Annotated in this window: 22 protein-coding genes and 1 pseudogene; 5 read left to right on the top strand and 18 right to left on the bottom strand. The window is 69.3% G+C overall.

Annotated features, from left to right (window positions below):
• Positions 1–6: 6 nt before the first annotated feature.
• From ACFVYF_RS21700 to ACFVYF_RS21685, 4 genes are all read right to left on the bottom strand, one after another.
• On the bottom strand, positions 7–2475 hold the full coding sequence (locus ACFVYF_RS21700) for an ATP-binding protein (RefSeq protein ID WP_389457596.1): 2469 nt from the start codon (positions 2473–2475) through the stop codon (positions 7–9).
• 237 nt (positions 2476–2712) lie between these two features.
• The gene (locus ACFVYF_RS21695) at positions 2713–3036 is read right to left on the bottom strand and encodes an STAS domain-containing protein (RefSeq protein ID WP_030672301.1); all 324 of its coding nucleotides are present in this window, start codon (positions 3034–3036) and stop codon (positions 2713–2715) included.
• A gap of 155 nt (positions 3037–3191) precedes the next feature.
• Positions 3192–4040 (bottom strand): 3-hydroxyacyl-CoA dehydrogenase family protein, encoded by an 849-nt coding sequence (locus tag ACFVYF_RS21690; protein ID WP_389457595.1) that lies wholly within the window; start codon positions 4038–4040, stop codon positions 3192–3194.
• A gap of 124 nt (positions 4041–4164) precedes the next feature.
• Positions 4165–4806, bottom strand: a complete 642-nt coding sequence (locus ACFVYF_RS21685; RefSeq protein WP_389457593.1) for a TetR/AcrR family transcriptional regulator — start codon at positions 4804–4806, stop codon at positions 4165–4167.
• Positions 4807–4885: 79 nt separating this feature from the next.
• On the opposite strand from ACFVYF_RS21685, the gene ACFVYF_RS21680 reads away from it, so the two are divergent.
• The 5 genes and pseudogenes from ACFVYF_RS21680 (at position 4886) to ACFVYF_RS21660 (ending at position 9397) form a co-directional block, all read left to right on the top strand.
• Positions 4886–5668, top strand: coding sequence for an ABC transporter ATP-binding protein (locus ACFVYF_RS21680; protein ID WP_389457591.1), 783 nt, complete (start codon positions 4886–4888; stop codon positions 5666–5668).
• Positions 5669–5702: 34 nt separating this feature from the next.
• Positions 5703–6452, top strand: coding sequence for an ABC transporter permease (locus ACFVYF_RS21675; protein ID WP_389457589.1), 750 nt, complete (start codon positions 5703–5705; stop codon positions 6450–6452).
• 13 nt (positions 6453–6465) lie between these two features.
• Positions 6466–7038, top strand: coding sequence for a cob(I)yrinic acid a,c-diamide adenosyltransferase (locus ACFVYF_RS21670; protein ID WP_389457588.1), 573 nt, complete (start codon positions 6466–6468; stop codon positions 7036–7038).
• Positions 7039–7099: 61 nt separating this feature from the next.
• Positions 7100–7378, top strand: a pseudogene (locus ACFVYF_RS21665) (response regulator transcription factor); the annotation flags it as partial.
• A gap of 183 nt (positions 7379–7561) precedes the next feature.
• Positions 7562–9397 (top strand): glycosyl hydrolase family 18 protein, encoded by a 1836-nt coding sequence (locus ACFVYF_RS21660; RefSeq protein WP_389457586.1) that lies wholly within the window; start codon positions 7562–7564, stop codon positions 9395–9397.
• Positions 9398–9471: 74 nt separating this feature from the next.
• Here ACFVYF_RS21660 and ACFVYF_RS21655 read toward each other — a convergent pair whose 3' ends face one another.
• The 14 genes from ACFVYF_RS21655 to ACFVYF_RS21590 all read right to left on the bottom strand — a co-directional run bounded on the left by ACFVYF_RS21655 (position 9472) and on the right by ACFVYF_RS21590 (position 22266).
• Entirely contained in the window at positions 9472–9918 is a 447-nt protein-coding gene (locus tag ACFVYF_RS21655; RefSeq protein WP_389457585.1) for a DUF2550 domain-containing protein, read from the bottom strand.
• Between the two features lie 133 nt (positions 9919–10051).
• Positions 10052–10426 carry a F0F1 ATP synthase subunit epsilon gene (locus tag ACFVYF_RS21650; RefSeq protein ID WP_389457583.1) on the bottom strand — a complete coding sequence of 125 codons (375 nt, stop codon included), beginning with the start codon at positions 10424–10426 and terminating at the stop codon, positions 10052–10054.
• Between the two features lie 128 nt (positions 10427–10554).
• Complete coding sequence (atpD, locus tag ACFVYF_RS21645) at positions 10555–11991, bottom strand: F0F1 ATP synthase subunit beta (RefSeq protein WP_389457581.1); 1437 nt, start codon at positions 11989–11991, stop codon at positions 10555–10557.
• Positions 11991–12908, bottom strand: coding sequence for a F0F1 ATP synthase subunit gamma (locus tag ACFVYF_RS21640; RefSeq protein ID WP_389457579.1), 918 nt, complete (start codon positions 12906–12908; stop codon positions 11991–11993). Before ACFVYF_RS21640 ends, atpD begins: the two co-directional genes overlap by 1 nt.
• Before the next feature lie 20 nt (positions 12909–12928).
• Complete coding sequence (gene atpA, locus ACFVYF_RS21635) at positions 12929–14521, bottom strand: F0F1 ATP synthase subunit alpha (protein WP_389457577.1); 1593 nt, start codon at positions 14519–14521, stop codon at positions 12929–12931.
• Positions 14522–14646: 125 nt separating this feature from the next.
• Positions 14647–15462, bottom strand: a complete 816-nt coding sequence (locus ACFVYF_RS21630) for a F0F1 ATP synthase subunit delta (RefSeq protein WP_389457575.1) — start codon at positions 15460–15462, stop codon at positions 14647–14649.
• The gene (locus ACFVYF_RS21625) at positions 15459–16001 is read right to left on the bottom strand and encodes a F0F1 ATP synthase subunit B (protein ID WP_389457573.1); all 543 of its coding nucleotides are present in this window, start codon (positions 15999–16001) and stop codon (positions 15459–15461) included. The genes ACFVYF_RS21630 and ACFVYF_RS21625 overlap by 4 nt, the downstream gene beginning before the upstream one ends.
• Before the next feature lie 40 nt (positions 16002–16041).
• Positions 16042–16278: a F0F1 ATP synthase subunit C gene (locus ACFVYF_RS21620; RefSeq protein ID WP_067273352.1), complete on the bottom strand. Its 237-nt coding sequence runs from the start codon at positions 16276–16278 to the stop codon at positions 16042–16044.
• A 76-nt stretch (positions 16279–16354) separates the two neighbouring features.
• Positions 16355–17176, bottom strand: a complete 822-nt coding sequence (gene atpB / locus ACFVYF_RS21615) for a F0F1 ATP synthase subunit A (protein WP_389457571.1) — start codon at positions 17174–17176, stop codon at positions 16355–16357.
• A 225-nt stretch (positions 17177–17401) separates the two neighbouring features.
• Positions 17402–17839, bottom strand: coding sequence for a hypothetical protein (locus ACFVYF_RS21610; RefSeq protein WP_383290662.1), 438 nt, complete (start codon positions 17837–17839; stop codon positions 17402–17404).
• Positions 17840–18120: 281 nt separating this feature from the next.
• Positions 18121–19461 (bottom strand): MraY family glycosyltransferase, encoded by a 1341-nt coding sequence (locus ACFVYF_RS21605; protein ID WP_389457570.1) that lies wholly within the window; start codon positions 19459–19461, stop codon positions 18121–18123.
• Between the two features lie 129 nt (positions 19462–19590).
• A complete protein-coding gene (gene glyA / locus ACFVYF_RS21600; RefSeq protein ID WP_389457568.1) occupies positions 19591–20829 on the bottom strand; it encodes a serine hydroxymethyltransferase in 1239 nt (412 codons plus the stop codon).
• A gap of 127 nt (positions 20830–20956) precedes the next feature.
• On the bottom strand, positions 20957–21622 hold the full coding sequence (locus tag ACFVYF_RS21595) for a protein-tyrosine-phosphatase (protein WP_389457566.1): 666 nt from the start codon (positions 21620–21622) through the stop codon (positions 20957–20959).
• On the bottom strand, positions 21619–22266 hold the full coding sequence (locus tag ACFVYF_RS21590; protein WP_389457564.1) for an L-threonylcarbamoyladenylate synthase: 648 nt from the start codon (positions 22264–22266) through the stop codon (positions 21619–21621). The genes ACFVYF_RS21595 and ACFVYF_RS21590 overlap by 4 nt, the downstream gene beginning before the upstream one ends.
• Between the last annotated feature and the right edge of the window lie 41 nt (positions 22267–22307).

The raw sequence follows: 22307 nt of genomic DNA, 5'->3' as shown, positions 1-22307 counted from the left end.
GTGCCGTCAGATCACCGAGCCGCTGGGCGACTCGGCGGCGGGGCCGCTCGCCGGAGCGCTGGCGGAACTGCTGGTCGCGGGGCCGCTGGCGGAGTCCGAGGTGGACGGGGTGGTCGACGGCGAGGTGGACGGGGAATCCGACGGCGCCGGGCTGGTCGGGGGTTTGCTGGTGGGCGGCTTGCTCGACGGCGGCTTCGACGTCGGCGGCTTCGAAGTGGGCGACTTCGACGGCGTCTTCGTCGGCCCGCTCGTCCCCTTCGTCCCGCTCGGGTCGTCCGACGGCCGGCCACTGGAGGACGGCGTCGGGTCGTCCGAGGTGCCGTAGGTGCCGTCCGGGCCCGGATCGGTCGGCTCGCTGGACGCCCCGGCCTCGCCCGAGCCCTTCTTGGCCTTGTCCGCGCCGAGGCTGTCGTCGTTGGCGCCCTGGCTGGCCGACGGGTTCACACCGACCTTCTCGGCGGGATCGTCGGTGTTGTCGCCCGAGGTCATGCCGAGCGTGACCACCGTGCCGAGCACGGCGGCGAGCAGCGCACCCGACCCCGCGGCGACCAGATTGCGGCGGGTGCCGCTCACCAGCCGGCTCCCGATCCCGCCGGATCGCCGGACGGGTGCGGACGCGGCGGGCCGGTGGGTGACCAGGGTCGTCGGCTCGGGCGGTGCCGGCAGCGCGAAGCCGGCCGGTACGCCACCGGGCGGCGACGCCGACTCCTCGTACCGCGCGTCGGACACCTCCTCGCCCGCCGTCGTGCGCCCGCCGGGCAGCGCCGCCCCTGAGCGGTCGGCGACCAGCGCGAGGGCACGGCGGCCGGCGACGGTGCCGCGCTTGTCGGCGAGAGCGCCGCGCAGCCCGATGGAGGCCTCCAGCTCGGCGCGGGCCCGGTCCAGCTGGCCGCCACAGAGTGCGAGGACGCCCAGTTCGTGGTGGAAGTAGGCCTGATCCGGGACCTCGCCGGCGAGCTTGGACGCCTCGGCGCCGGAACGCAGCGCGCGCTCCCAGGCGCTCCAGTGCAGCCCGGCGGCGAACGCGGGCGCGGCCGTGCGGGCCAGCTGGACGGAGGGGCTCTCCTCGTCGTCGAGGGGGGCCGTGGTGAGCGGCACCAGCACGCTCAGCGCGGCGAGGACGGCGTCCGCCTCCGCGCAGACCCGCTCCGGGGTGACCGAGGGGTGCCCGGCCCACCAGGTGTAGTGCCGGGCCGCGCTGAGCGCCCGGTCGTCGATGTCGTCGGTGTATCCGGCGGTCTCCAGCTGGGCCTGTACGCCGGCCGCGAGCCGGTAGCGCGAGCCGACCGGCGAGACGAGCCCGCAGCCCGCCAGCTCGGCGAGCGCGGCGTCCGCGTGGGTGTCGCCCACGAGAGCCGGCAGGTGCGCCTGGTGGGGCACCTCGCCGCCGAGTGCGACCGCGAACCGCAGGGTGGCGCGCGCCGACTCGCTGAGCCGGGAGGCGAGCAGCGAGGCGGGTGCCGCACCCTCGGCCAGGGAGGGCAGCGGTACGTCGTGTCCGTCCTCGGCGTCGAAGGGCGCGTCGACGGGGGTGTCCTCGTAGTACCCGAACTGGTCGAAGGCGCCCGGGTCGGCGCGCAGCTGGTCGCGCTGCCGCAGCAGTGCGCCGGCCTGCACGAAGCGGAGCGGGAGTCCCTCGGACTCGAACCAGAGGTCGCCCGCCCAGTTCGACTCGTCCTCGGTCAGGACGCGGCCGACGGCCCGCTCCAGGAGTTCGAGGCTGCCGCTGCGGTCGAGCCCGCCGAGGAACACCTCTTCGAGGAGGGAGTCGGCGGACGGCGCGGCGACGTCGGGGGTCGCGGCGACCAGGAAGGCGCACTCGGGGGTGGCGTCGAGCAGCTCGTCGAGCGCGCTGCCGCCGAACTCCAGGTCGTCGAGGACGACGACCGCGCCGATCTCATGGACGAACCCGAGCAGTTCGTCCCGTTCGGGGCGGTGCCGGGGTGCGTTGTACACGGTGGCGAAGAGGTCGTGCAGCAGGTCGTTCGCCGTGCGCCGGTAGCCGCTGAGGCGGACGACACCGTCGGGCGCGAGGTCAGCGCAGTCGTCGGCGACGGCGTCCAGAAGCGCGGTGCGGCCCGAGCCGGCGGGGCCGGTGAGCCGTACGGAGCGGCCGCGCGCGAGGAGGCGCACGAGCCGCTCGCGGACCTCCTGGCGCTCCAGGAGCGGCAGGCGCGGCTGGGCGGGGCCGGGGGGTACGGGCGGATGGGCCGCGCGGGCCGGGTCGGCGCGCTCGGCGGCGCTGAACTTCGCCGGCCGCGCGGGCCGCTCCCCGGGCGGGCAGGTCTCTATCTCGCTGCCGTCGACGGGGTTGACGGTGAGCAGGAAGTCACCCGCGACGAGCTGAACGGTGCGGGCGAGCGTCGGTGTGGGCTGGCCGAAGTCGGATGTGAGCGCTTCGCGCGGCGGGCGCTGCCTAGGCGCCTGGCCGTCGTCGTGCCCGTACTCTTCGGGCCCCCGGTTGATCGGGTCCATGGTGTCCTAGCCCCCCAAAAGCGTCGTGTGCCGAGCCCCTCCCGGCCTTTGCACACCGCGCTGTCGCTTCTGGTCCGGTGCCCGCCTCAGGGTTGCAGACGGCGGGCAGCCGAACCCTAAACCTTCGCACAGTATCTATGCACGGCCGGGGTACCGCGCCGCCCGAGACGTCACAGCTTCGTGAGGATTGGGCGCGACGCACGGTTCGCGCGTCGTGTCGGACCGTGGCGGACCGGGTCAGACCCGGGGCAGCGATTCGACCCCGATGCCGCCTTCGATCGCCAGGATCCGGTGCAGCCGGGTGGCCACCAGCAGGCGCTGCATCTGTGGCGGTACGCCGCGCAGCACGAGCCGTCGGCCGCACCGCCCGGCCCGTCGGTGGGCTCCCATGATGACGCCGAGTCCGGTGGCGTCCCAGGAGTCCAGCTCGGACAGGTCGAGCACCAGATCGCCGACTCCGTCGTCGACGGCCGAGTGCAGGACCGTACGGGCGTCCGCCGCGCTGCGGACGTCGAGGCGGCCCCCGACGACCAGCTCGGCGTGGTCGCCCCTGATGTACATATGCGCTCCCCGAGAGTGCGTCTCGTACTCTGCGTCAGTCTGCCTATGCCTGTGTGCACCGTCTGACTGCCCCAGGGGCGCAGAGGTTGCCGTCTGTAAGCGAACCGATACCCAATTCACCCTGGCGGGTGATGGCCGAGAGGGCCGTACGGATTTCAGTGCTTGTAGAAGCCCTGCCCGCTCTTGCGTCCGATGTCACCGGCGTCAACCATCCGGCGCATCAGCTCGGGCGGTGCGAACTTCTCGTCCTGGGACTCGGTGTAGATGTTGCCGGCGGCGTGCAGGAGGATGTCGACGCCCGTCAGGTCGGCGGTGGCCAGGGGTCCCATGGCGTGGCCGAAGCCCAGCTTGCAGGCGAGGTCGATGTCCTCGGCGGTGGCCACGCCCGATTCGTACAGCTTGGCCGCCTCGACCACGAGGGCCGAGATGAGACGGGTCGTCACGAAGCCGGCCACGTCACGGTTCACCACGATGCAGGTCTTGCCGACGGACTCGGCGAACTCCCGCGTGGTGGCGAGGGTTTCGTCGCTCGTCTTGTAGCCGCGCACCAGCTCGCACAGCTGCATCATCGGGACCGGCGAGAAGAAGTGCGCACCGACGACGCGCTCCGGCCGCTCCGTCACGGCCGCGATCTTCGTGATCGGGATGGCGGAGGTGTTGGAGGCGAGGACGGCGTCGTCGCGGACGATCTTGTCGAGCGTCCGGAAGATCTCGTGCTTGACTTCCAGCTTCTCGAAGACGGCCTCGACGACGATGTCGGCGTCGGCGGTCGCGTCGAGGTCGGTGGTGGCCGTGATGCGCGCGAGCGCGGCGGCGGCGTCCTCGGCCGAGAGCCTGTCCTTGCTCACGAACTTGTCGTACGACGCCTTGATGCCGTCGGTGCCACGGGTCAGCGCCTCTTCGGTGACGTCGCGCAGCACGACGTCCCAGCCCGCCTGCGCGGATACCTGGGCGATACCGGACCCCATGAGTCCGGCTCCGATGACGGCGAGCTTCCGTGCCACTCCGACTCCCCTTAACACGCTGTTCAAAATGCCTCTTCGGCGGACCCTAGCGCTCGTGAGGTCCGCTGTGACCGGTAAGTAATGCGCGTCACGTCTCATCTGACGGACATCACACCGGCACGGCTCATTGCGCCGCCCGTACGGCGTAGTTGAGGACCTTCTCGCTCATGAGGTCCTCCATGTCGTCGAGAAGCGCGAGTACTTCACGTGACACTTCGCCCGGATTGCGACCCGCCATCATCTCCCGTCCGATGACGGCCATGACCGTCTGGTGGACCCAGTTGATCTGGCCCGCGATCAGACCGGGCAGCGGATCGCCGTCGGGCGCGCCGGTCTCCTCGCGCAACGCCTGTTCCAGGTTCTCGAGGACCTCCTGGCCGATCGCCCACAGCCGGGAGCGGAGCGCGGGGGCGTCGTGGATGACCCGCATGAAGCGCGCGTAACCAGGCATCAGGCCGAGCCGGGGCGAGACCGCTTCGAGTTCCTCGCGCAGTTCGCGCAGTACGGCGGCCGCGGCCGACTCGCCCTTCTCCCGGCCGCGCACCCAGCGGGCGAGCCGGAGGACGACGCCCCGGCTCTGGTCGAGGAAGAGGTCCTCCTTGGCCGGGAAGTAGTTGTAGACGGTGTTCACGGAGACGTCGGCGGCGTCCGCGATCTCCGCGATGGTCACCGCGTCGAAACCGCGCTCCAGGAACAGACCCGTGGCCACGTCCGAGATGTACTGCCTGGTCTGCCGCTTCTTCCGCTCCCTGAGCCCTTCTGCCATGCCCTCATCGTAGCTTTGCTGGGCCCACTGAAACTTTGGGGTCATTGCAAATTTTCAGGGACTCTGTTTTTCTGGGCGCATGCCAATCATCAGTACGGCCGGACTGGCGCGTACCTTCCAGACGAAACAGGGCCCGGTCGAGGCGGTGCGGGGCGTCGACCTGACCGTCGCGCCGGGCGAGATCCTCGGCTTCCTCGGGCCGAACGGGGCGGGCAAGACGACCACGCTCCGGATGCTCACGACGTTGCTGGCACCCACCGGCGGCGCCGCCACGGTGGCGGGCCACGATCTGGCCACGGATCCGAACGGGGTACGGCGGGCCTGCGGTTACGTGGCCCAGTCGGGCGGCGTCGACCCGCACGTCACCGTGCGGGAGGAGCTGGTGACCCAGGGACGGCTGTATCGCCTCACGAAGTCCCGGGCCATCGAGCGCGCCGCCGAGCTGGCCCGCGATCTGGACCTGGCCGAGCTGCTGGACCGCCGGACCGCGGCCCTCTCCGGCGGCCAGCGCCGGCGGCTCGATATCGCGCTCGGGCTGACCCACCGCCCGCAGGTGCTGTTCCTCGACGAACCGACCACCGGTCTCGACCCCGGCAGCCGGGCCGACCTCTGGGACCTGGTCCGCCGGCTGCGTGACCGGCACGGCACCACCGTCTTCCTGACCACCCACTACCTCGACGAGGCCGACGCCCTCTCCGACCGGCTCGTGATCGTCGACAAGGGAGTCGTGGTGGCCGAGGGAACCCCGTCCGCCCTGAAGCTGGCGCACGGCGGCTCGATCGACGCGACGCTCCAGGACACGTTCCTCGCCGTCACCGGCCGCGTCCCGGCGCCGGCCGACTCCACCCCCGTAGCCGTATAGGAATCCGATGCTTCTCCGGCCGTACAGGAATCCGATGCTTCTCCACGACACCGCGCTGATCTTCGGGCGCTACGCCCGCCAGACCCTGCGCTCCAAGTTCGCGATGCTCTTCGGCGTGCTGATGCCGCTGCTGTATCTGCTCTTCTTCGGCCCGCTGCTGACGGACCTGCCGCTGGGCTCGGGCAGCTCCTCCTGGCAGCTCCTGGTACCCGGGCTGCTGCTCCAACTCGGCTTGTTCGGGGCCTCGTTCGCCGGTTTCAGCATCATCATCGAACAGGGCCAGGGCGTGGTGGAGCGGATGCGGGTCACCCCTGTGAGCCGGCTCGCGCTGTTGCTCGGCCGAGTGCTGCGCGACGCCGCCCTCTTCGTCTTCCAGGCGGTGCTGCTGGTCCTGGCGGCGCTGGCGATGGGGCTGCGCGCGCCGGTCGCCGGCATCCTGATCGGCTTCGCCTTCGTGGCGCTGCTGACGGTCTCGCTCGCCTCGCTGTCGTACGCCCTGGCCATGCGGGTCCATACGCCGCAGGAGTTCGGGCCGGCCGTCAACGCGCTGACCATGCCGTCGATGCTGCTGTCCGGTCTGATGCTCCCGATGACGCTGGCCCCCGGCTGGCTGGACGTGCTCTCGCACTTCATGCCGTTCCGCTATCTGGTGGACGCGGTGCGGGACGCGTACACCGGCCAGTACGCGACCACCGCCATGCTGTACGGGGTGCTGGTCGCCGTCGGCTTCGCGGCACTCGCCGTGACGGTCAGCACACGTGTCTTCCGGACGGCCGGAGCGTAACTAGGCTGGCCGCATGGTCAATCTGACGCGCATCTACACCAGGACCGGCGACCAGGGCACGACGGCCCTCGGAGACATGAGCCGCACCGCCAAGACCGATCTGAGGATCTCGGCGTACGCGGACGCCAACGAGGCCAACGCGGTGATCGGCACGGCGATCGCGCTCGGCGGGCTCGACGAGGAGATCGTCAAGGTCCTCACCCGCGTCCAGAACGACCTGTTCGACGTGGGCGCGGACCTGTCGACGCCGGTCGCCGAGAACCCGCAGTTCCCGCCGCTGCGCGTCGAGCAGTTCTACATCGACCGGCTCGAGGCGGACTGCGACCGCTTCAACGACCAGCTGGAGAAGCTGCGCTCCTTCATCCTGCCCGGCGGCACGCCCGGCGCGGCCCTGCTGCACCAGGCCTGCACGGTCGTCCGCCGGGCCGAGCGCTCCACCTGGGCGGCGCTGGAGGCACACGGCGAGGTGATGAACCCGCTCACCGCGACCTACCTCAACCGGCTGTCGGACCTACTGTTCATCCTGGCCCGCACGGCCAACAAGGGGCCCGGGGACGTGCTCTGGGTCCCGGGCGGGGAGCGCTGACCCCGGCCCCGCCTTCGGCTTCTTCGGCCAGATCAGATAGGTGAGCGCGATCACCCCGTGACTGCCTGCCGCGCGCAGCGCCCCCCGCTGGAAGCCGCGCAGCGACTCGGCGCCGCCCTCGCCGACGTACCAGATCGCAGCCTGCAGAAGGGCGCAGGCGACGGCCGGCCCGGCCCTCCTGGAAGCCCTCACGCGACGGGAACGCGAGGTGCTCTCCTGCCTGGGTCAGGGGCTCTCCAACGCGGAGATCGCGGCCTCCCTCGCGATGGCGGAGGCGACCGTGAAGACCCACGTCAGCCGGCTGCTGGGGAAGCTCGAGCTGCGCAGCAGGGTCCAAGCCGCCGTCCTTGCGCAGGAGTTGGGCGTCCAGCCCGTCACGGCCGGCCGCGCGGGCCCGCCCGAACCTCAGTGGTCCAGACCTATTGACCTGTGGTCCAGACCTTTCTATTCTCGCCGCACTGCGCTTAGCCATGCCCACGACATCCCCGCGCCCCGAAGGCGACTCAAAAAGAGGAGAGGCAGCATGCGCTTCAGACACCGAGCCAGGCAGAGAACAGTGGCGGGGCTCACCACCCTGCTGCTCCCGCTGGCCGCGCTCGTCGGCCTCGCGAGCCCGGCCCACGCGGCCACCACGGCCACCGCCACCTACTCCAAGACCCAGGACTGGGGCTCGGGCTTCGAAGGCAAGTGGACCGTCAAGAACACCGGGACCACCAGCATCAGCTCCTGGACGGTCGAGTGGGACTTCCCCTCCGGTACGACCGTCACCTCGGCCTGGGACGCGGACGTCACCAGCTCCGGCACCCACTGGACCGCCAAGAACAAGTCCTGGAACGGCGCCCTCGCCGCGGGCGCCTCCGTCTCCTTCGGCTTCAACGGCTCGGGCACGGGCTCGCCCTCCAACTGCAAGCTCAACGGCGACAGTTGTGACGGCACCACGGTCCCCGGCGACGCGGCTCCCTCCGCGCCCGGCACCCCGACCGCGTCCGCCATCACCAACACCTCGGCGAAAATCTCCTGGAGCGCGGCCACCGACGACAAGGGCATCAAGAACTACGACGTCCTGCGCGACGGCGCCAAGGTCGCGACCGTGACGACGACTTCGTACGCGGACACCGGCCTGACCGCCGGCACCGACTACTCCTACACCGTCCAGGCCCGGGACACCGCCGACCAGACCGGTCCGGCGAGCGGCGCGGTCCGGGTGCACACCACGGGCGGCGGTACGACTCCCCCGCCGACCGGCTCCAAGGTCAAGCTCGGCTACTTCACCGAGTGGGGCGTCTACGGCCGCAACTACCAGGTCAAGAACCTGGTGACGTCCGGCTCCGCCTCGAAGATCACGCACATCAACTACGCCTTCGGCAATGTCACCGGCGGCAAGTGCGCGATCGGTGACTCCTACGCCGACTACGACAAGGCCTTCACCGCCGACCAGTCGGTCAGCGGCGTGGCCGACACCTGGGACCAGCCGCTGCGCGGCAACTTCAACCAGCTGCGCCAGCTGAAGGCCAAGTACCCGAACATCAAGGTCCTCTGGTCCTTCGGCGGCTGGACCTGGTCCGGCGGCTTCGGTGAGGCCGCGGCCAACCCGGCGGCCTTCGCCCAGTCCTGCTACGACCTGGTCGAGGACCCGCGCTGGGCGGACGTCTTCGACGGCATCGACATCGACTGGGAGTACCCCAACTCCTGCGGTCTGTCCTGCGACACCAGCGGTGCCGCGGCCTACAAGAACCTGATGAGCGCCCTGCGCGCCAAGTTCGGTTCGAACAACCTGGTCACCGCCGCCACCACCGCGGACGGTTCCTCCGGCGGCAAGATCGACGCCGCCGACTACGCGGGCGCCGCGCAGTACGTCGACTGGTACAACGTGATGACGTACGACTTCTTCGGCGCCTGGGCGGCCCAGGGCCCGACGGCCCCGCACTCCCCGCTCACCTCGTACAGCGGCATCCCGACGGCCGGGTTCACCACGGCCGACGCCATGGCGAAGTTCAAGTCGAAGGGTGTCCCCGCGAGCAAGCTGCTGATCGGCATCGGCTTCTACGGCCGCGGATGGACCGGCGTCACCCAGGACGCCCCGGGCGGCACGGCGACCGGGGCCGCGGCAGGCACGTACGAGCAGGGGATCGAGGACTACAAGGTCCTGAAGACGTCCTGCCCGGCCACCGGCACGATCGCCGGCACGGCGTACGCGCACTGCGGCACCAACTGGTGGAGCTACGACACCCCGGCCACCATCGGCTCGAAGATGTCCTGGGCCAAGGACCAGGGCCTGGGCGGCGCGTTCTTCTGGGAGTTCAGCGGTGACACCAGCAACGGTGAACTGGTGAGCGCCATCAACAGCGGCCTCGGCTAGGAGTTACGCGACGTTGACGCTCCCCCCGGACTTCGCCGGGGGGGGAGCCCCACCCAGCGAGTGGATGTGGCCTCTCAGGCGACATTCACTCGCTGTCCGGGCGGGGCCGCCTCGAGCCACGCGAGAAAACCGGTCAGCGCGTCCTCGCTCATCGCCAGTTCAAGACGCGTACCCCGGTGCAGACAGGTCAGGATGGTCGCGTCGGAGAGCAGGGCCAGCTCCTCCTCGCCCTCCGGAGGGCGGCGGCCGGCCACCTCGATCGCCGAGCGCTCCAGGACGCGGCGCGGGCGGGGCGCGTAGGAGAAGACGCGGTACCACTCGATGCGGTCGCCGTTGTAGCGGGCGACACCGTAGCTCCAGCCCTTGCCGTTCCGCTCGCTCTTCTCGGGGACGTCCCAGCGGAGGCTGCAGTCGAACGTTCCGCCTGAGCGCTGGATCAGCCGGCGGCGGAGGCCGAAGACGAACAGCCCCACCACCACGAGCGCCACTACCAATCCGCACACAGTCAGAGCGAGGACCATCGACACCGACCTCCTCGTCTCCTAGGTAAAACAGGTAACGGAACGGAAAAAAGCACCCGCATCGCCTCAGCCGCGACCCGGTCTGGATTGCTCCAGTCCCGGCCGCGGCTGAGTCATTACATGGGGTCCGGCGTCAGCGCGCCGACACCGCACGCAGGCGGACGTCCGCACGACGCTCGGCGGAGGCATCACCCTCCGCCTTCGCGCGCTCGAGCTCCCGCTCCGCGCGCTGGACGTCGATCTCGTCCGACAGCTCGGCGATCTCGGCCAGCAGCGACAGCTTGTTGTCCGCGAACGAGATGAAACCGCCGTGCACCGCCGCGACGACCGTTCCACCATCACTCGTACGGATGGTCACCGGGCCCGACTCCAGCACACCGAGCAGCGGCTGGTGACCGGGCATGACGCCGATGTCGCCGGACGTGGTGCGCGCGACGACCAGGGTGGCCTCGCCGGACCAGACACTGCGGTCCGCGGCGACGAGCTCGACGTGCAGCTCAGCAGCCAAGGTGGGCTCCTCGGGTCACCACCCGGCTTTGCTGCCGGGTGTTGGGTCAAAGTCTAGTAGGCGTACGAAGAGGGGCGGGACGCACCCGCCCCTCTTCGATGAAGCAGTGCTCGATCAGAAGCGCTGGTTCAGGAGACGCCGAGCTCCTTGGCGTTGGCCTTGAGGTCCTCGAGGCCACCGCACATGAAGAACGCCTGCTCCGGGAAGTGGTCGTACTCGCCGTCGATGATCGCGTTGAAGGCCGCGATCGACTCCTCCAGCGGGACGTCCGAACCGTCGACGCCGGTGAACTGCTTGGCGGCGTGGGTGTTCTGGGACAGGAAGCGCTCCACGCGACGGGCACGGTGGACGACGAGCTTGTCCTCCTCGCCGAGCTCGTCGATACCGAGGATCGCGATGATGTCCTGGAGGTCCTTGTACTTCTGCAGCACCGTCTTGACGCGCATGGCGGCGTCGTAGTGGTCCTGCGCGATGTAGCGCGGGTCCAGGATGCGGGACGTGGAGTCCAGCGGGTCCACGGCCGGGTAGATGCCCTTCTCGGAGATCGGACGGGAAAGCACCGTCGTCGCGTCGAGGTGGGCGAACGTGGTGGCCGGGGCCGGGTCGGTCAGGTCGTCCGCGGGGACGTAGATCGCCTGCATCGACGTGATCGAGTGACCACGCGTCGAGGTGATGCGCTCCTGCAGCTGACCCATCTCGTCGGCCAGGTTCGGCTGGTAACCCACCGCGGACGGCATACGGCCGAGCAGGGTGGAGACCTCGGAACCGGCCTGGGTGAAGCGGAAGATGTTGTCGATGAAGAACAGCACGTCCTGCTTCTGCACATCGCGGAAGTACTCCGCCATGGTCAGACCGGCCAGGGCCACGCGCAGACGGGTGCCCGGGGGCTCGTCCATCTGACCGAAGACAAGGGCGGTCTTGTCCAGAACACCGGACTCTTCCATCTCCGCGATGAGGTCGTTGCCCTCACGGGTGCGCTCACCGACGCCCGCGAAGACGGAGACGCCCTCGTGGAGGTTGGCGACACGCATGATCATTTCCTGGATCAGCACGGTCTTGCCGACGCCGGCACCACCGAACAGACCGATCTTGCCGCCCTTGACGTACGGGGTGAGCAGGTCGACGACCTTCAGGCCGGTCTCGAACATCTCGGTCTTCGACTCGAGCTGGTCGAACGCCGGGGCCTTGCGGTGGATGGACCAGCGCTCGCCCTCGTACGTCTCGTCGACGTTCAGCACCTCACCGAGGGTGTTGAACACCTTGCCCTTGGTGAAGTCGCCGACCGGGACGCTGATGCCCGAGCCGGTGTCGGTCACCGTGGCCTGGCGGACCAGACCGTCGGTGGGCTGCATCGAGATGGTGCGGACCACGCCGTCACCCAGGTGCTGGGCGACCTCGAGGGTCAGCGTCTTCTTCTCGCCGGCGTTGGCCGGGTCGGCCACCTCGACGTGAAGGGCGTTGTAGATCTCCGGCATCGCGTCGACGGGGAACTCCACGTCGACGACCGGGCCGATGACCCGGGCGACGCGGCCCGTGGCAACGGCCGTCTCAACAGTGGTCGTCATTACTTGTCACTCCCCGCGGTCGCGTCGGCAAGGGCTGCGGAGCCACCGACGATCTCGCTGATTTCCTGGGTGATTTCGGCCTGGCGGGCCGCATTGGCAAGGCGGGAGAGCGAGGTGATCAGGTCTCCCGCGTTGTCGGTCGCCGACTTCATCGCGCGGCGGGTGGCGGCGTGCTTGGAGGCAGCCGACTGGAGCAGCGCGTTGTAGATACGGCTTTCGACGTACCGCGGCAGCAGGGCGTCCAGGACGTCCTCCGCCGACGGCTCGAACTCGTACAGCGGAAGGATCTCGCCCTTGGGCGCGACCTCTTCCGCCACCTCTTCGAGGCGAAGGGGCAGCAGGCGGCTGTCGAGGGCCGTCTGCGTCATCATCGAGACGAACTCGGTGTAGACGATGTGGAGTTCGTCCACGCCGCCGTCCGCCGTCTCCTTCTCGATGGCCTCGATCAGCGGAACCGCGACCTTCTTGGCGTCCGCGTAGCTGGGCTCGTCGGTGAAGCCCGACCACGACTCCGCGACCTTGCGCTCACGGAAGTTGTAGTGGGCCAGACCACGGCGGCCGACGATGTACGTGTCGACCTCCTTGCCCTCCGCCTCGAGGCGGGCGGTCAGCTGCTCCGCCGCCTTGATGGCGTTGGAGTTGAAGGCGCCGGCCAGTCCGCGGTCGCTCGTGAGGAGCAGCACCGCGGAACGGCTCGCCGTCTCCGCCTCCGTGGTCAGCGGGTGCTTGGTGTTCGAACCCGTTCCGACCGCCGTGACCGCGCGGGTGAGCTCGGTCGCGTACGGCGTGGAGGCCGCCACCTTGCGCTGCGCCTTGACGACGCGCGAGGCGGCGATCATCTCCATCGCCTTGGTGATCTTCTTGGTCGCGGTGACGGATTTGATGCGACGCTTGTAGACCCGGAGCTGGGCTCCCATGAGTCAGGTCCCTTCCGTCGTCACTTGCCCGAAGCGGCAGGGGTGTCCTCGCCGAGGAGCTTGCCGTCCGACGTCTCGAACTGCTTCTTGAAGTCCGCGATGGCGTCGGCGATGGCCTGGAGCGTGTCGTCCGACATCTTGGCGCCCTCCTTGATGGAGGTCATGAGGCCCTGCTCCTTGCGGTGCAGGTACTCAAGGAGCTCCTTCTCGAAGCGGCGGATGTCGTTGACCGGTACCTCGTCCATCTTGCCGGTGGTACCGGCCCAGACGGAGACGACCTGGTCCTCGGTCGGCATCGGCTGGTACTGCGGCTGCTTGAGCAGCTCGACCATCCGCTGACCGCGCTCCAGCTGGGCCTTCGACGCGGCGTCCAGGTCGGAACCGAAGGCGGCGAACGCCTCCAGCTCACGGAACTGGGCGAGGTCCACGCGGAGCCGGCCGGACACCTGGCGCATCGCCTTGTGCTGCGCGGAACCACCGACTCGGGAGACGGAGATACCGACGTTCAGCGCGGGACGCTGACCGGCGTTGAACAGGTCCGACTCCAGGAAGCACTGGCCGTCGGTGATGGAGATGACGTTGGTCGGGATGAACGCCGACACGTCGTTCGCCTTGGTCTCGACGATCGGCAGACCCGTCATCGAACCGGCGCCCATCTCGTCGGAGAGCTTCGCGCAGCGCTCCAGCAGACGGGAGTGCAGGTAGAAGACGTCACCGGGGTAGGCCTCGCGCCCCGGCGGACGACGGAGCAGCAGGGACACGGCGCGGTAGGCGTCGGCCTGCTTCGAAAGGTCGTCGAAGATGATGAGGACGTGCTTGCCCTCGTACATCCACTGCTGACCGATGGCCGAACCGGTGTACGGCGCCAGGTACTTGAAGCCGGCCGGGTCGGACGCCGGGGCGGCGACGATGGTCGTGTACTCGAGCGCGCCGGCCTCTTCCAGGGCACCGCGCACGGAGGCGATGGTGGAACCCTTCTGACCGATGGCGACGTAGATGCAGCGGACCTGCTTCTTCGGGTCGCCCGAGCGCCAGTTGTCGCGCTGGTTGATGATCGTGTCGACGGCCAGAGCGGTCTTGCCGGTCTGCCGGTCGCCGATGATCAGCTGACGCTGGCCACGGCCGATCGGGGTCATCGCGTCGACGGCCTTGTAGCCGGTCTCCATCGGCTCGTGCACCGACTTGCGGTCCATGACCGTGGGGGCCTGCAGCTCGAGGGCGCGGCGGCCGGACGTCTCGATCTCGCCGAGGCCGTCGATCGGGGTGCCGAGCGGGTCGACGACGCGGCCGAGGTAACCCTCGCCCACCGCGACGGACAGGACCTCGCCGGTACGGGTGACCGGCTGGCCCTCCTCGATACCGCTGAATTCACCGAGGACGACCGCACCGATCTCGCGCTCTTCCAGGTTCAGCGCGAGACCGAGGGTGCCGTCCTCGAACTTCAGCAGCTCGTTCGCCATGGCCGAGGGCAGACCCTCGACCTTGGCGATACCGTCGCCGGCGACGGTGACCTTACCGACCTCCTCGCGCGAGGCCGCGTCCGGCTTGTACGACTGGACAAAGTTCTCCAGCGCGTCCCGGATCTCCTCCGGCCGGATCGTGAGCTCCGCCATCTGGGTTCCCTGCTCTCCTTGTTGGGCCCGAAGTTTTCTTGGGGGGTCTGGGGTCAGCCCCCAGGAATCCTCTGCACGGCCCAACCAGGGCCGTAAGCACTGCGTTCTTGCGTATTGAGTTGCTGCTAGCCCGCCATGCGGCGACTTGCGTCCTCGATCCGGTCCGCGATCGAACCGTTGATGACCTCGTCACCGACCTGCACCCGGATCCCGCCGAGGACCTCGGGGTCCACGTCGAGGTTGAGGTGCATCTGCCGGCCGTAGAGCTTCGCCAGAGCGGCGCCGAGGCGCTGCTTCTGTCCGTCGCTCAGCGGTACCGCCGAGGTCACGACGGCGACCGTACGGTCCCGGCGCGCGGCGGCCAGCTTGGAGAGGGACTCCAGTCCCGCTTCCAGGCTACGTCCACGCGGCGCGGTCACCAGGCGCGTCACCAGACGCTCGGTGGCGGCGTTGGCCCGGCCGCCGAGCAGGCTGCTCAGCAGCTCGCCCTTCGCGGCCTTGCCTGCGGTGCGGCTGGTCAGCGCGGCACGCAGCTCGGTGCTCGAGGTGACGATCCGGCCGAACCGGAACAGCTCGTCCTCGACGTCGTCGAGCGCACCGGCCTGCTGCGCGGCGGTGAGGTCGGCGGTGTTCGCCAGGTCCTCCAGCGCGTCCACCAGGTCGCGGGGCTGCGACCAGCGGGAACGCACCAGGTCCGACACCAGTTCGGTGGTCGTGCCGCTGACCTGGCCGCCGAACAGGCGCCCGGCCAGCTCGGCCTTGGCCTCACCGGGCTGCGCCGGGTCGGTCAGGACCCGACGCAGCGACACCTCGCGGTCGAGCAGCGCGGTGACGGCGGCCAGCTCGTCGGCGAGCTGCGCCGCGTCCACGGACGTACTGTCCGTCAGCGCGTCGACACGCTCACGTGCGGCTGCCAGGGCCTCGCGGCTCGCTCCGTTCATCGCGCGGCCTCGGCCTTCTCCTCGAGCTCGTCGAGGAAACGGTCGATCGTGCGGCTCTGCCGGGCGTGGTCCTCGAGGGACTCACCGACGAGCTTGCCGGCCAGGTCGGTGGCGAGCTTGCCGACGTCCTGACGCAGCGAGGACGCGGCGGCCTTGCGGTCGGCCTCGAGCTGCGAGTGACCCGCGGCGATGATTTCCTCACGCTGCCGCTGGCCTTCCGCACGCATCTCGGCGATGAGCGTGGCGCCCTGCTCCTGCGCCTCCTGGCGCAGACGCGCGGCCTCGTGCCGGGCCTCGGCGAGCTGAGCCTTGTACTGCTCAAGCACGCTCTGGGCCTCGGTCTGAGCGGCCTCGGCCTTCTCGATACCGCCCTCGATGGCCTCGCGACGCTGCTCCAGAACCTTGTTGATGTTCGGAAGCAGCTTCTTGGCGAGGAAGCCGAAGACGATGACGAAGGCGATCAAGCCGATGACAAGCTCGGGGATCGGCGGGATGAGAGGGTTTTCCTTCTCGGCCGCCAGAATGAGCAGCTGGCTCATTTCAGTGCCTTTCGTCTAGTGGGCTGTCGTGAATCCGACGTCACACGCCGTAGACGAACGGCATAACCAGACCGATGAGGGCGAGCGCCTCACAGAAGGCGAAGCCGAGGATCTGGTTGGCGCGGATCAGACCGGCGGCCTCGGGCTGACGGGCGAGGGCCTGGGTGCCGTTACCGAAGATGATGCCGACGCCGACGCCAGGACCGATGGCGGCGAGGCCGTAGCCGATGGAACCGAGGGAGCCGGAGACGGCGGCGAGGGTCTCAGTGGCAGCCATGCTGATTCTTCCTTCTCTGTACGGACCGGCGGGGGTTGGCCACCGGACGCTTGGGGGGTTTTGCAGGAGGGTTGGCTCAGTGGTGCTCGGCGAGCGCGCCCTGGATGAAGGTGCAGGTCAGGAGCACGAAGACGTACGCCTGCAGGGCCTGGATGAAGAGCTCGAAGGCCGTCATCACGATCACCATGATGAAAGAGACGCCGGCGTAGGCGATGCCGATGCCGTTCAGCAGGTACCAGCTGGCGATCGTGAAAAGCAGCAGCAGGGTGTGACCCGCGAACATGTTCGCGAAGAGTCGCACCGCGTGCGTGAAGGGCCGGACGATCAGGTTCGAGAGGAACTCGATGAACATGGCCAACGGGAGAACCGGGCCGAGCGACTTGTCGTATCCGGTGAAGTTCTTGAACGCACCGACGAACCCGTGCCGCTTGAAGGTCAGCGAGACCCAGAGGATGTAGACGATCGCCGCGAGAACCGCGGGATACGAGATGATCGCCGTCACCGGGAACTGGGCGACCGGCACGATCGACCACAGGTTCATCATCCAGATGAAGAAGAACAGCGTGACGACGAGTGGTACGTACTTCTCGCCTTCCTTCTTCCCAATCGTCTCGTAGACGACGCCGCGGCGTACGAAGTCGTAGCCCGCCTCGGCGACCATCTGGAGCTTGCCCGGGACGACCTTCGGCTTGCGGAAGGCGGCCCAGAAGAACCCGACGATGATGATCGAGCCGAGCAGCGCCAGCAGCATCGTCTTGTTGAAGTACACGTTGCTGTCCCCGTCGCCCCAGAGGGGTTCGAACAGGAACGAGTGCAGGCCGGGAGCCGGGAAGCCACAGCCGTCGAAGATGTGGCAGTCGGTCTCGAAGGCGAGCACCTGCGTCGGGTCAGCACTCACCGCGGGCTCCTTCAGCGTGGCGCATAGGTACGGCAACCTCGTTGTGTCGGCGCGGCGCGCAGCCGCGGTTCGGCACTGGACTGGTGTTTCGGATGTGGGGGCGGCTGTCGGGCATCAAGCCTCGCGTTTGAGCAGGCGTCAGCTCAGATGCCCGCGCCCGCGATGCCGCAGTTGGCACCGGACGATAGCAGGATCTCCTGGGCGCCTTTATCCCGGCCCTACCCCTCACGACGAGTGCCCGGTCTTTTCGGGCTTGTCGCCCTTCGAGGAGTCGGGTTCGACATAGAGGATCTTGGCCTTCATGAAGGCGCGCGCCTGTGCGCCGATCCACGCGAGGGTGGCGGCGACGAGCGTGATGGCGAAAGCCTTGGGGTTGAACAGCGATGTGTTCTTGAACGCGGCGACGAAGATGAACAGCAGAAGAATCTGCGCCGCGTAGAGCATGAGGCCCATCGCCTGGAACAGGTGCGGAAGCGATTTGGCAGTGCGCTGCAGTACGTAGAGCCCGATGCCCATGAAGAGGATCACGACCAGCGTCGCGACGAGCGCCCCGATCGCTCCCTTGCCACCCGCGACCACACCGCTGACGACGGCGGCAATCGCGCCGACGGCAGCCGTGGGTACGGCAGCCTGAAGGAGAATCCGGACGTCATTGGACGGCATGGCGGCAACTCCGCTTGTAAGGGGGGCGTGTCGTCATGGACGAGCGTAGTCCCGGGATGAGAGAGAACCTCACGCCAAGGGACCCTCGCACTACGGTCCTTCGGCTCTGTCCCGGGTTCTCGTGAACCGTATCACAAACTATTTGATGAGGTCTTTACCTGGTTGGTGTGCCAACTGTCACACATGAGAGTGAAGCTGCGCGTCTGTGCACCGCGGGGGTCAAGTTGTCTGATATTGGGGCGGTTTGCCATCGCCGTCTCTTGCAAGATTCTTACCTTGCGTCAACGTGAGGAGCCGGCCCCGCGCCTGTCCGCCAACCGCGAACGAGCGCCAACTGCCGTCGCCCCATTGACTCCTGAGACCCCCGCCGCGACCGGAGCACGGTGCTCCTCCTCGCTCGGCACACGGACCGCGGACGGTACGCCGTCCCCCAGGGCCTCCGACTCGCCCTGGCCGCCACGGCGGTAGCGGGGCGGCACGAAACGCTCGGCCCAGCGCGGGGTGCGCGGAGTGAAGCGCGGCAGCAGGAGCAGTACGAGCCCGACCGCGCTGAATCCCATGATCCCGAGCACGATCCACATGGACGCCGAGTTGACCGAGAAGGCGAGAGCGCCGAAAGCGATCACCGCCGACCAGAAGTACATGATCAGGACGGCCCGGCTGTGCGAGTGGCCGACCTCCAGCAGACGGTGGTGCAGATGTCCGCGGTCGGCGGCGAACGGCGACTGTCCGCGCCAGGTGCGCCGCACGATGGCGAGCACCAGGTCGGCGGCCGGCACCGCGATGATCGTCAGCGGGAGCAGCAGCGGGATGTACACGGGCACCGTCTGGTGCACGGTGTTGCGCTCCGAGCCGGAGAACAGGTTCATCGCGTCCGGGTCGATCTGCCCGGTGATGGAGATCGCGCCGGCCGCGAGCACCAGCCCGATCAGCATCGAGCCGGAGTCGCCCATGAAGATCCGCGCGGGGTGCATGTTGTGCGGCAGGAAGCCCAGGCACATGCCCATCAGGATCGCCGAGAAGAGCGTCGCGGGGGCGGCGGCCTCGATGCCGTAGCTGTACCAGATGCGGTACGCGTACAGGAAGAACGCGGCGGAGGCGATGCACACCATGCCGGAGGCGAGGCCGTCGAGGCCGTCCACGAAGTTCACCGCGTTGATGGTGATGACGACGAGCGCCACGGTGAGCAGGGTGCCCTGCCACTGGGTCAGCGCGACCAGGCCGACACCCGGGATCGGCAGCCACAGGATCGTCAGACCCTGCATGACCATCACGCCGGCGGCGATCATCTGCCCGCCCAGCTTGATCAGGGCGTCGATCTCGAACTTGTCGTCCAGGACGCCGATCAGCCAGATCAGCGCGGCTCCGGAGAGCAGGGCCCGCGGTTCGTTCGAGTTGGCGAAGACCTCGTTCAGGTTCTCCAGGTGATCGGCGACCAGCAGGCCGGCGCAGAGCCCGAAGAACATGGCGATCCCGCCGAGTCGCGGAGTGGGTTCCCGGTGCACGTCACGTGCCCGGATCTCCGGCATGGCTCCGGCCACGATCGCGAACTTCCGTACCGGCCCTGTCAGCAGATACGTCACCGCGGCCGTGATGCAGAGCGTCAGCAGGTATTCACGCACGGGCTTCCCCACAGGTCTCGCTGGCCATCTCAGCCCCACACCCTAGCTTCGCGCGCATATGAGTGAGGACATCCGGGTAGCGACGATGGTTGCACGAGAGACTGTGGGCGTGATCCCGGCCACCCCTCGCTAGCCGGGATACGGCGGAAATCCGCCGGTCAGCTCCCGCACTTCGTCACGTGCGCGCTTCCCCTCGATCTCGTCACGCAGCACACCCCCGAAGAGTACGGCGATCCGCGCCATCTCCGTCGCGCCCATGCCCTGGGTGGTGATCGCCGCGGTGCCCAGGCGCAGCCCCCGGGCGTCTCCATGGGGCAGCGCGCAGGTGTCGAGGACCATGCCGGCGGCGGCGAGCCGGCCGCGCGCGGTGCGTCCGTCGACGCCGAGCGGTGCGGGGTCCACGGTCAGCAGATGGGTGTCGGTGCCGCCGGTGGTGACGCCGAGCCCCTGCCCGGCCAGCGCCTCGGCGAGCACCCGCGCGGAGGCGACCACCTGATGGGCGTACGCCGTGAAGGCCGGTGTTGCCGCCTCGCCGAACGCGACCGCCTTCGCGGCGATGGTGTGCATCTGCGCGCCGCCCTGCGTGAACGGGAAGACCGCCCGGTCGACCCGCTCCGCCAGCTCGGCGCCGCACAGGATCATCCCGCCGCGCGGGCCGCGCAGCACCTTGTGGGTGGTGGCACAGACGACATCGGCGTACGGCACCGGATTGGGCGCCGCTCCCCCGGCGACGAGCCCGATGGGATGGGCGGCGTCGGCGATGAGATAGGCGCCCACCTCGTCGGCGATCTCCCGGAAGGCCGCGTAGTCGATGTGCCGCGGATAGGAGATGGAGCCGCACACGACGGCTTTGGGGCGGTGGACGCGGGCGAGCGCGCGCACCTGCTCGTAGTCGATCAGGCCGCTCTCCGCGTCGACGCCGTAGCCGACGAAGTCGAACCAGCGGCCGGAGAAGTTCGCGGGCGAGCCGTGGGTGAGGTGGCCGCCGAAGGGCAGGCCCATCGCGAGCACGGTGTCGCCGGGGCGCAGCAGGGCGGCGTACGCGGCGAGGACGGCCGAAGACCCGGAGTGGGACTGCACGTTGGCGTGTTCCGCACCGAAGAGGCCCTTGGCGCGGTCCACGGCGAGGCGTTCCGCGACGTCGACGATCTCGCAGCCGCCGTGGTGCCGGGCGCCGGGGTAACCCTCGGCGTACTTGTTGGCGAGGGGCGACCCCAGGGCGGCGAGGACGGCCGGCGAGGTGAAGTTCTCGGCGGCGATCAGCTGCAGCGTCGTCGACTGCCGGTCGAGCTCGCCCAGCAGGATCTCGGCGAGTTCGGGGTCCTGGCGACGCAGGGCATCCGCTTCCAGTGTTTGTGTGACCGGCATGGTGGACTCCGGACCTCGGCGGGGGGTGCGCTACGTCCAATGTAGAACCGCGACCGCCCGGGCGCCCGGTGTTACGTCCGTGCAGGTACACCCGTCAGGCCGGCCGCACCGGATGGCCGCGGCCGGATCACGTCCGTGCCGGCACACCCGTCAACGCCGTCACCACCGGATCCAGCGCTTCGTTGATCTCGTCCCCGATCGAGCGGAAGAACGGCAGCGGGGCTCCGTACGGGTCGTACACCTCGTCCGCCTCCGCGGTCGGCGCCAGCAGCCAGCCGCGCAGCGCCGCGGCGGCCCGCACCAGGGCGCGGGCCCGCTCGATCACACCGTCCTCCAGGGGCGGCAGAGTGGCTGGATCTATGGCCCTGACGAGGCGGGTGAACTCCTTCAGGGTGAAGGTGCGCAGGCCTGCCGAGTGGCCCATGGAGATGACCTGGGCCCGGTGGTCGCGGGTGGCGGTGAGGACCAGGTCGGCCCGGATGACGTGCTCGTCGAGGAGTTCGCGGCCGACGAAGCCGGAGGCGTCCGCGCCGAAGTCCGCGAGGACGGTCTCGGCGTTGGCCTCCATGGGCGCGCCCTCGTGTCCCCAGGTGCCCGCGCTCTCCACGGTCAGACCGCCCCACGTCGGGTCGCCCAGCCGGTCCGCCAGGGCATGGCGGGTCAGCCGCTCGGTGATCGGCGAGCGGCACACGTTGCCGGTGCTGACGTGGAGGATGCGGAAGGACCCCCTGGGGGACCCGTTGGCCCCCGTGATCCCCGTGCCTATGCCACGCCCCGCGTCAGGGGCTGTCAATTCGCCACCTCGAGGTCGGGTACGACCTTCCGCAGCTCCTCGGCCGACAGTGCCCCCTCGCGCAGCAGCACGGGCACCCGGCCGGTCACGTCGACGATCGAGGAGGGCACGATGCCCGGGGTCGGGCCGCCGTCGAGGTAGACGGAGATGGAGTCGCCGAGCATCTCCTGCGCGGCGTCACAGTCCTCCGGCGAGGGGTGGCCCGTGAGGTTGGCGGAGGAGACGGCCATCGGGCCGACCTCGGTGAGCAGTTCGATGGCGACCGGGTGCAGCGGCATGCGCACGGCGACGGTGCCCCGGGTGTCCCCCAGGTCCCACTGCAGGGACGGCTGGTGCTTGGCGACGATCGTCAGCGCGCCCGGCCAGAACGCGTCGACGAGCTCCCAGGCCATCTCGGAGAAGTCCGTGACGAGCCCGTGCAGCGTGTTCGGGGAGCCGATCAGGACGGGGGTGGGCATGTTGCGGCCCCGGCCCTTGGCGTCGAGGAGATCGGCGACGGCCTCCGAGGAGAACGCGTCGGCGCCGACGCCGTACACGGTGTCCGTCGGCAGCACCACGAGCTCGCCACGGCGGACGGCGGAGGCGGCCTCGCGCAGACCCGTCGTGCGGTCGGTCGCGTCGTTGGTGTCGTATCGCCGTGCCATCTAGCGGGCCTCCTCGTACACGTACTGCTGGCTTGAAGTAA

Source organism: Streptomyces sp. NPDC058274 (assembly GCF_042881375.1).
Taxonomy (GTDB): domain Bacteria; phylum Actinomycetota; class Actinomycetes; order Streptomycetales; family Streptomycetaceae; genus Streptomyces.
This window is presented reverse-complemented; position numbering and strand designations above follow the sequence as displayed.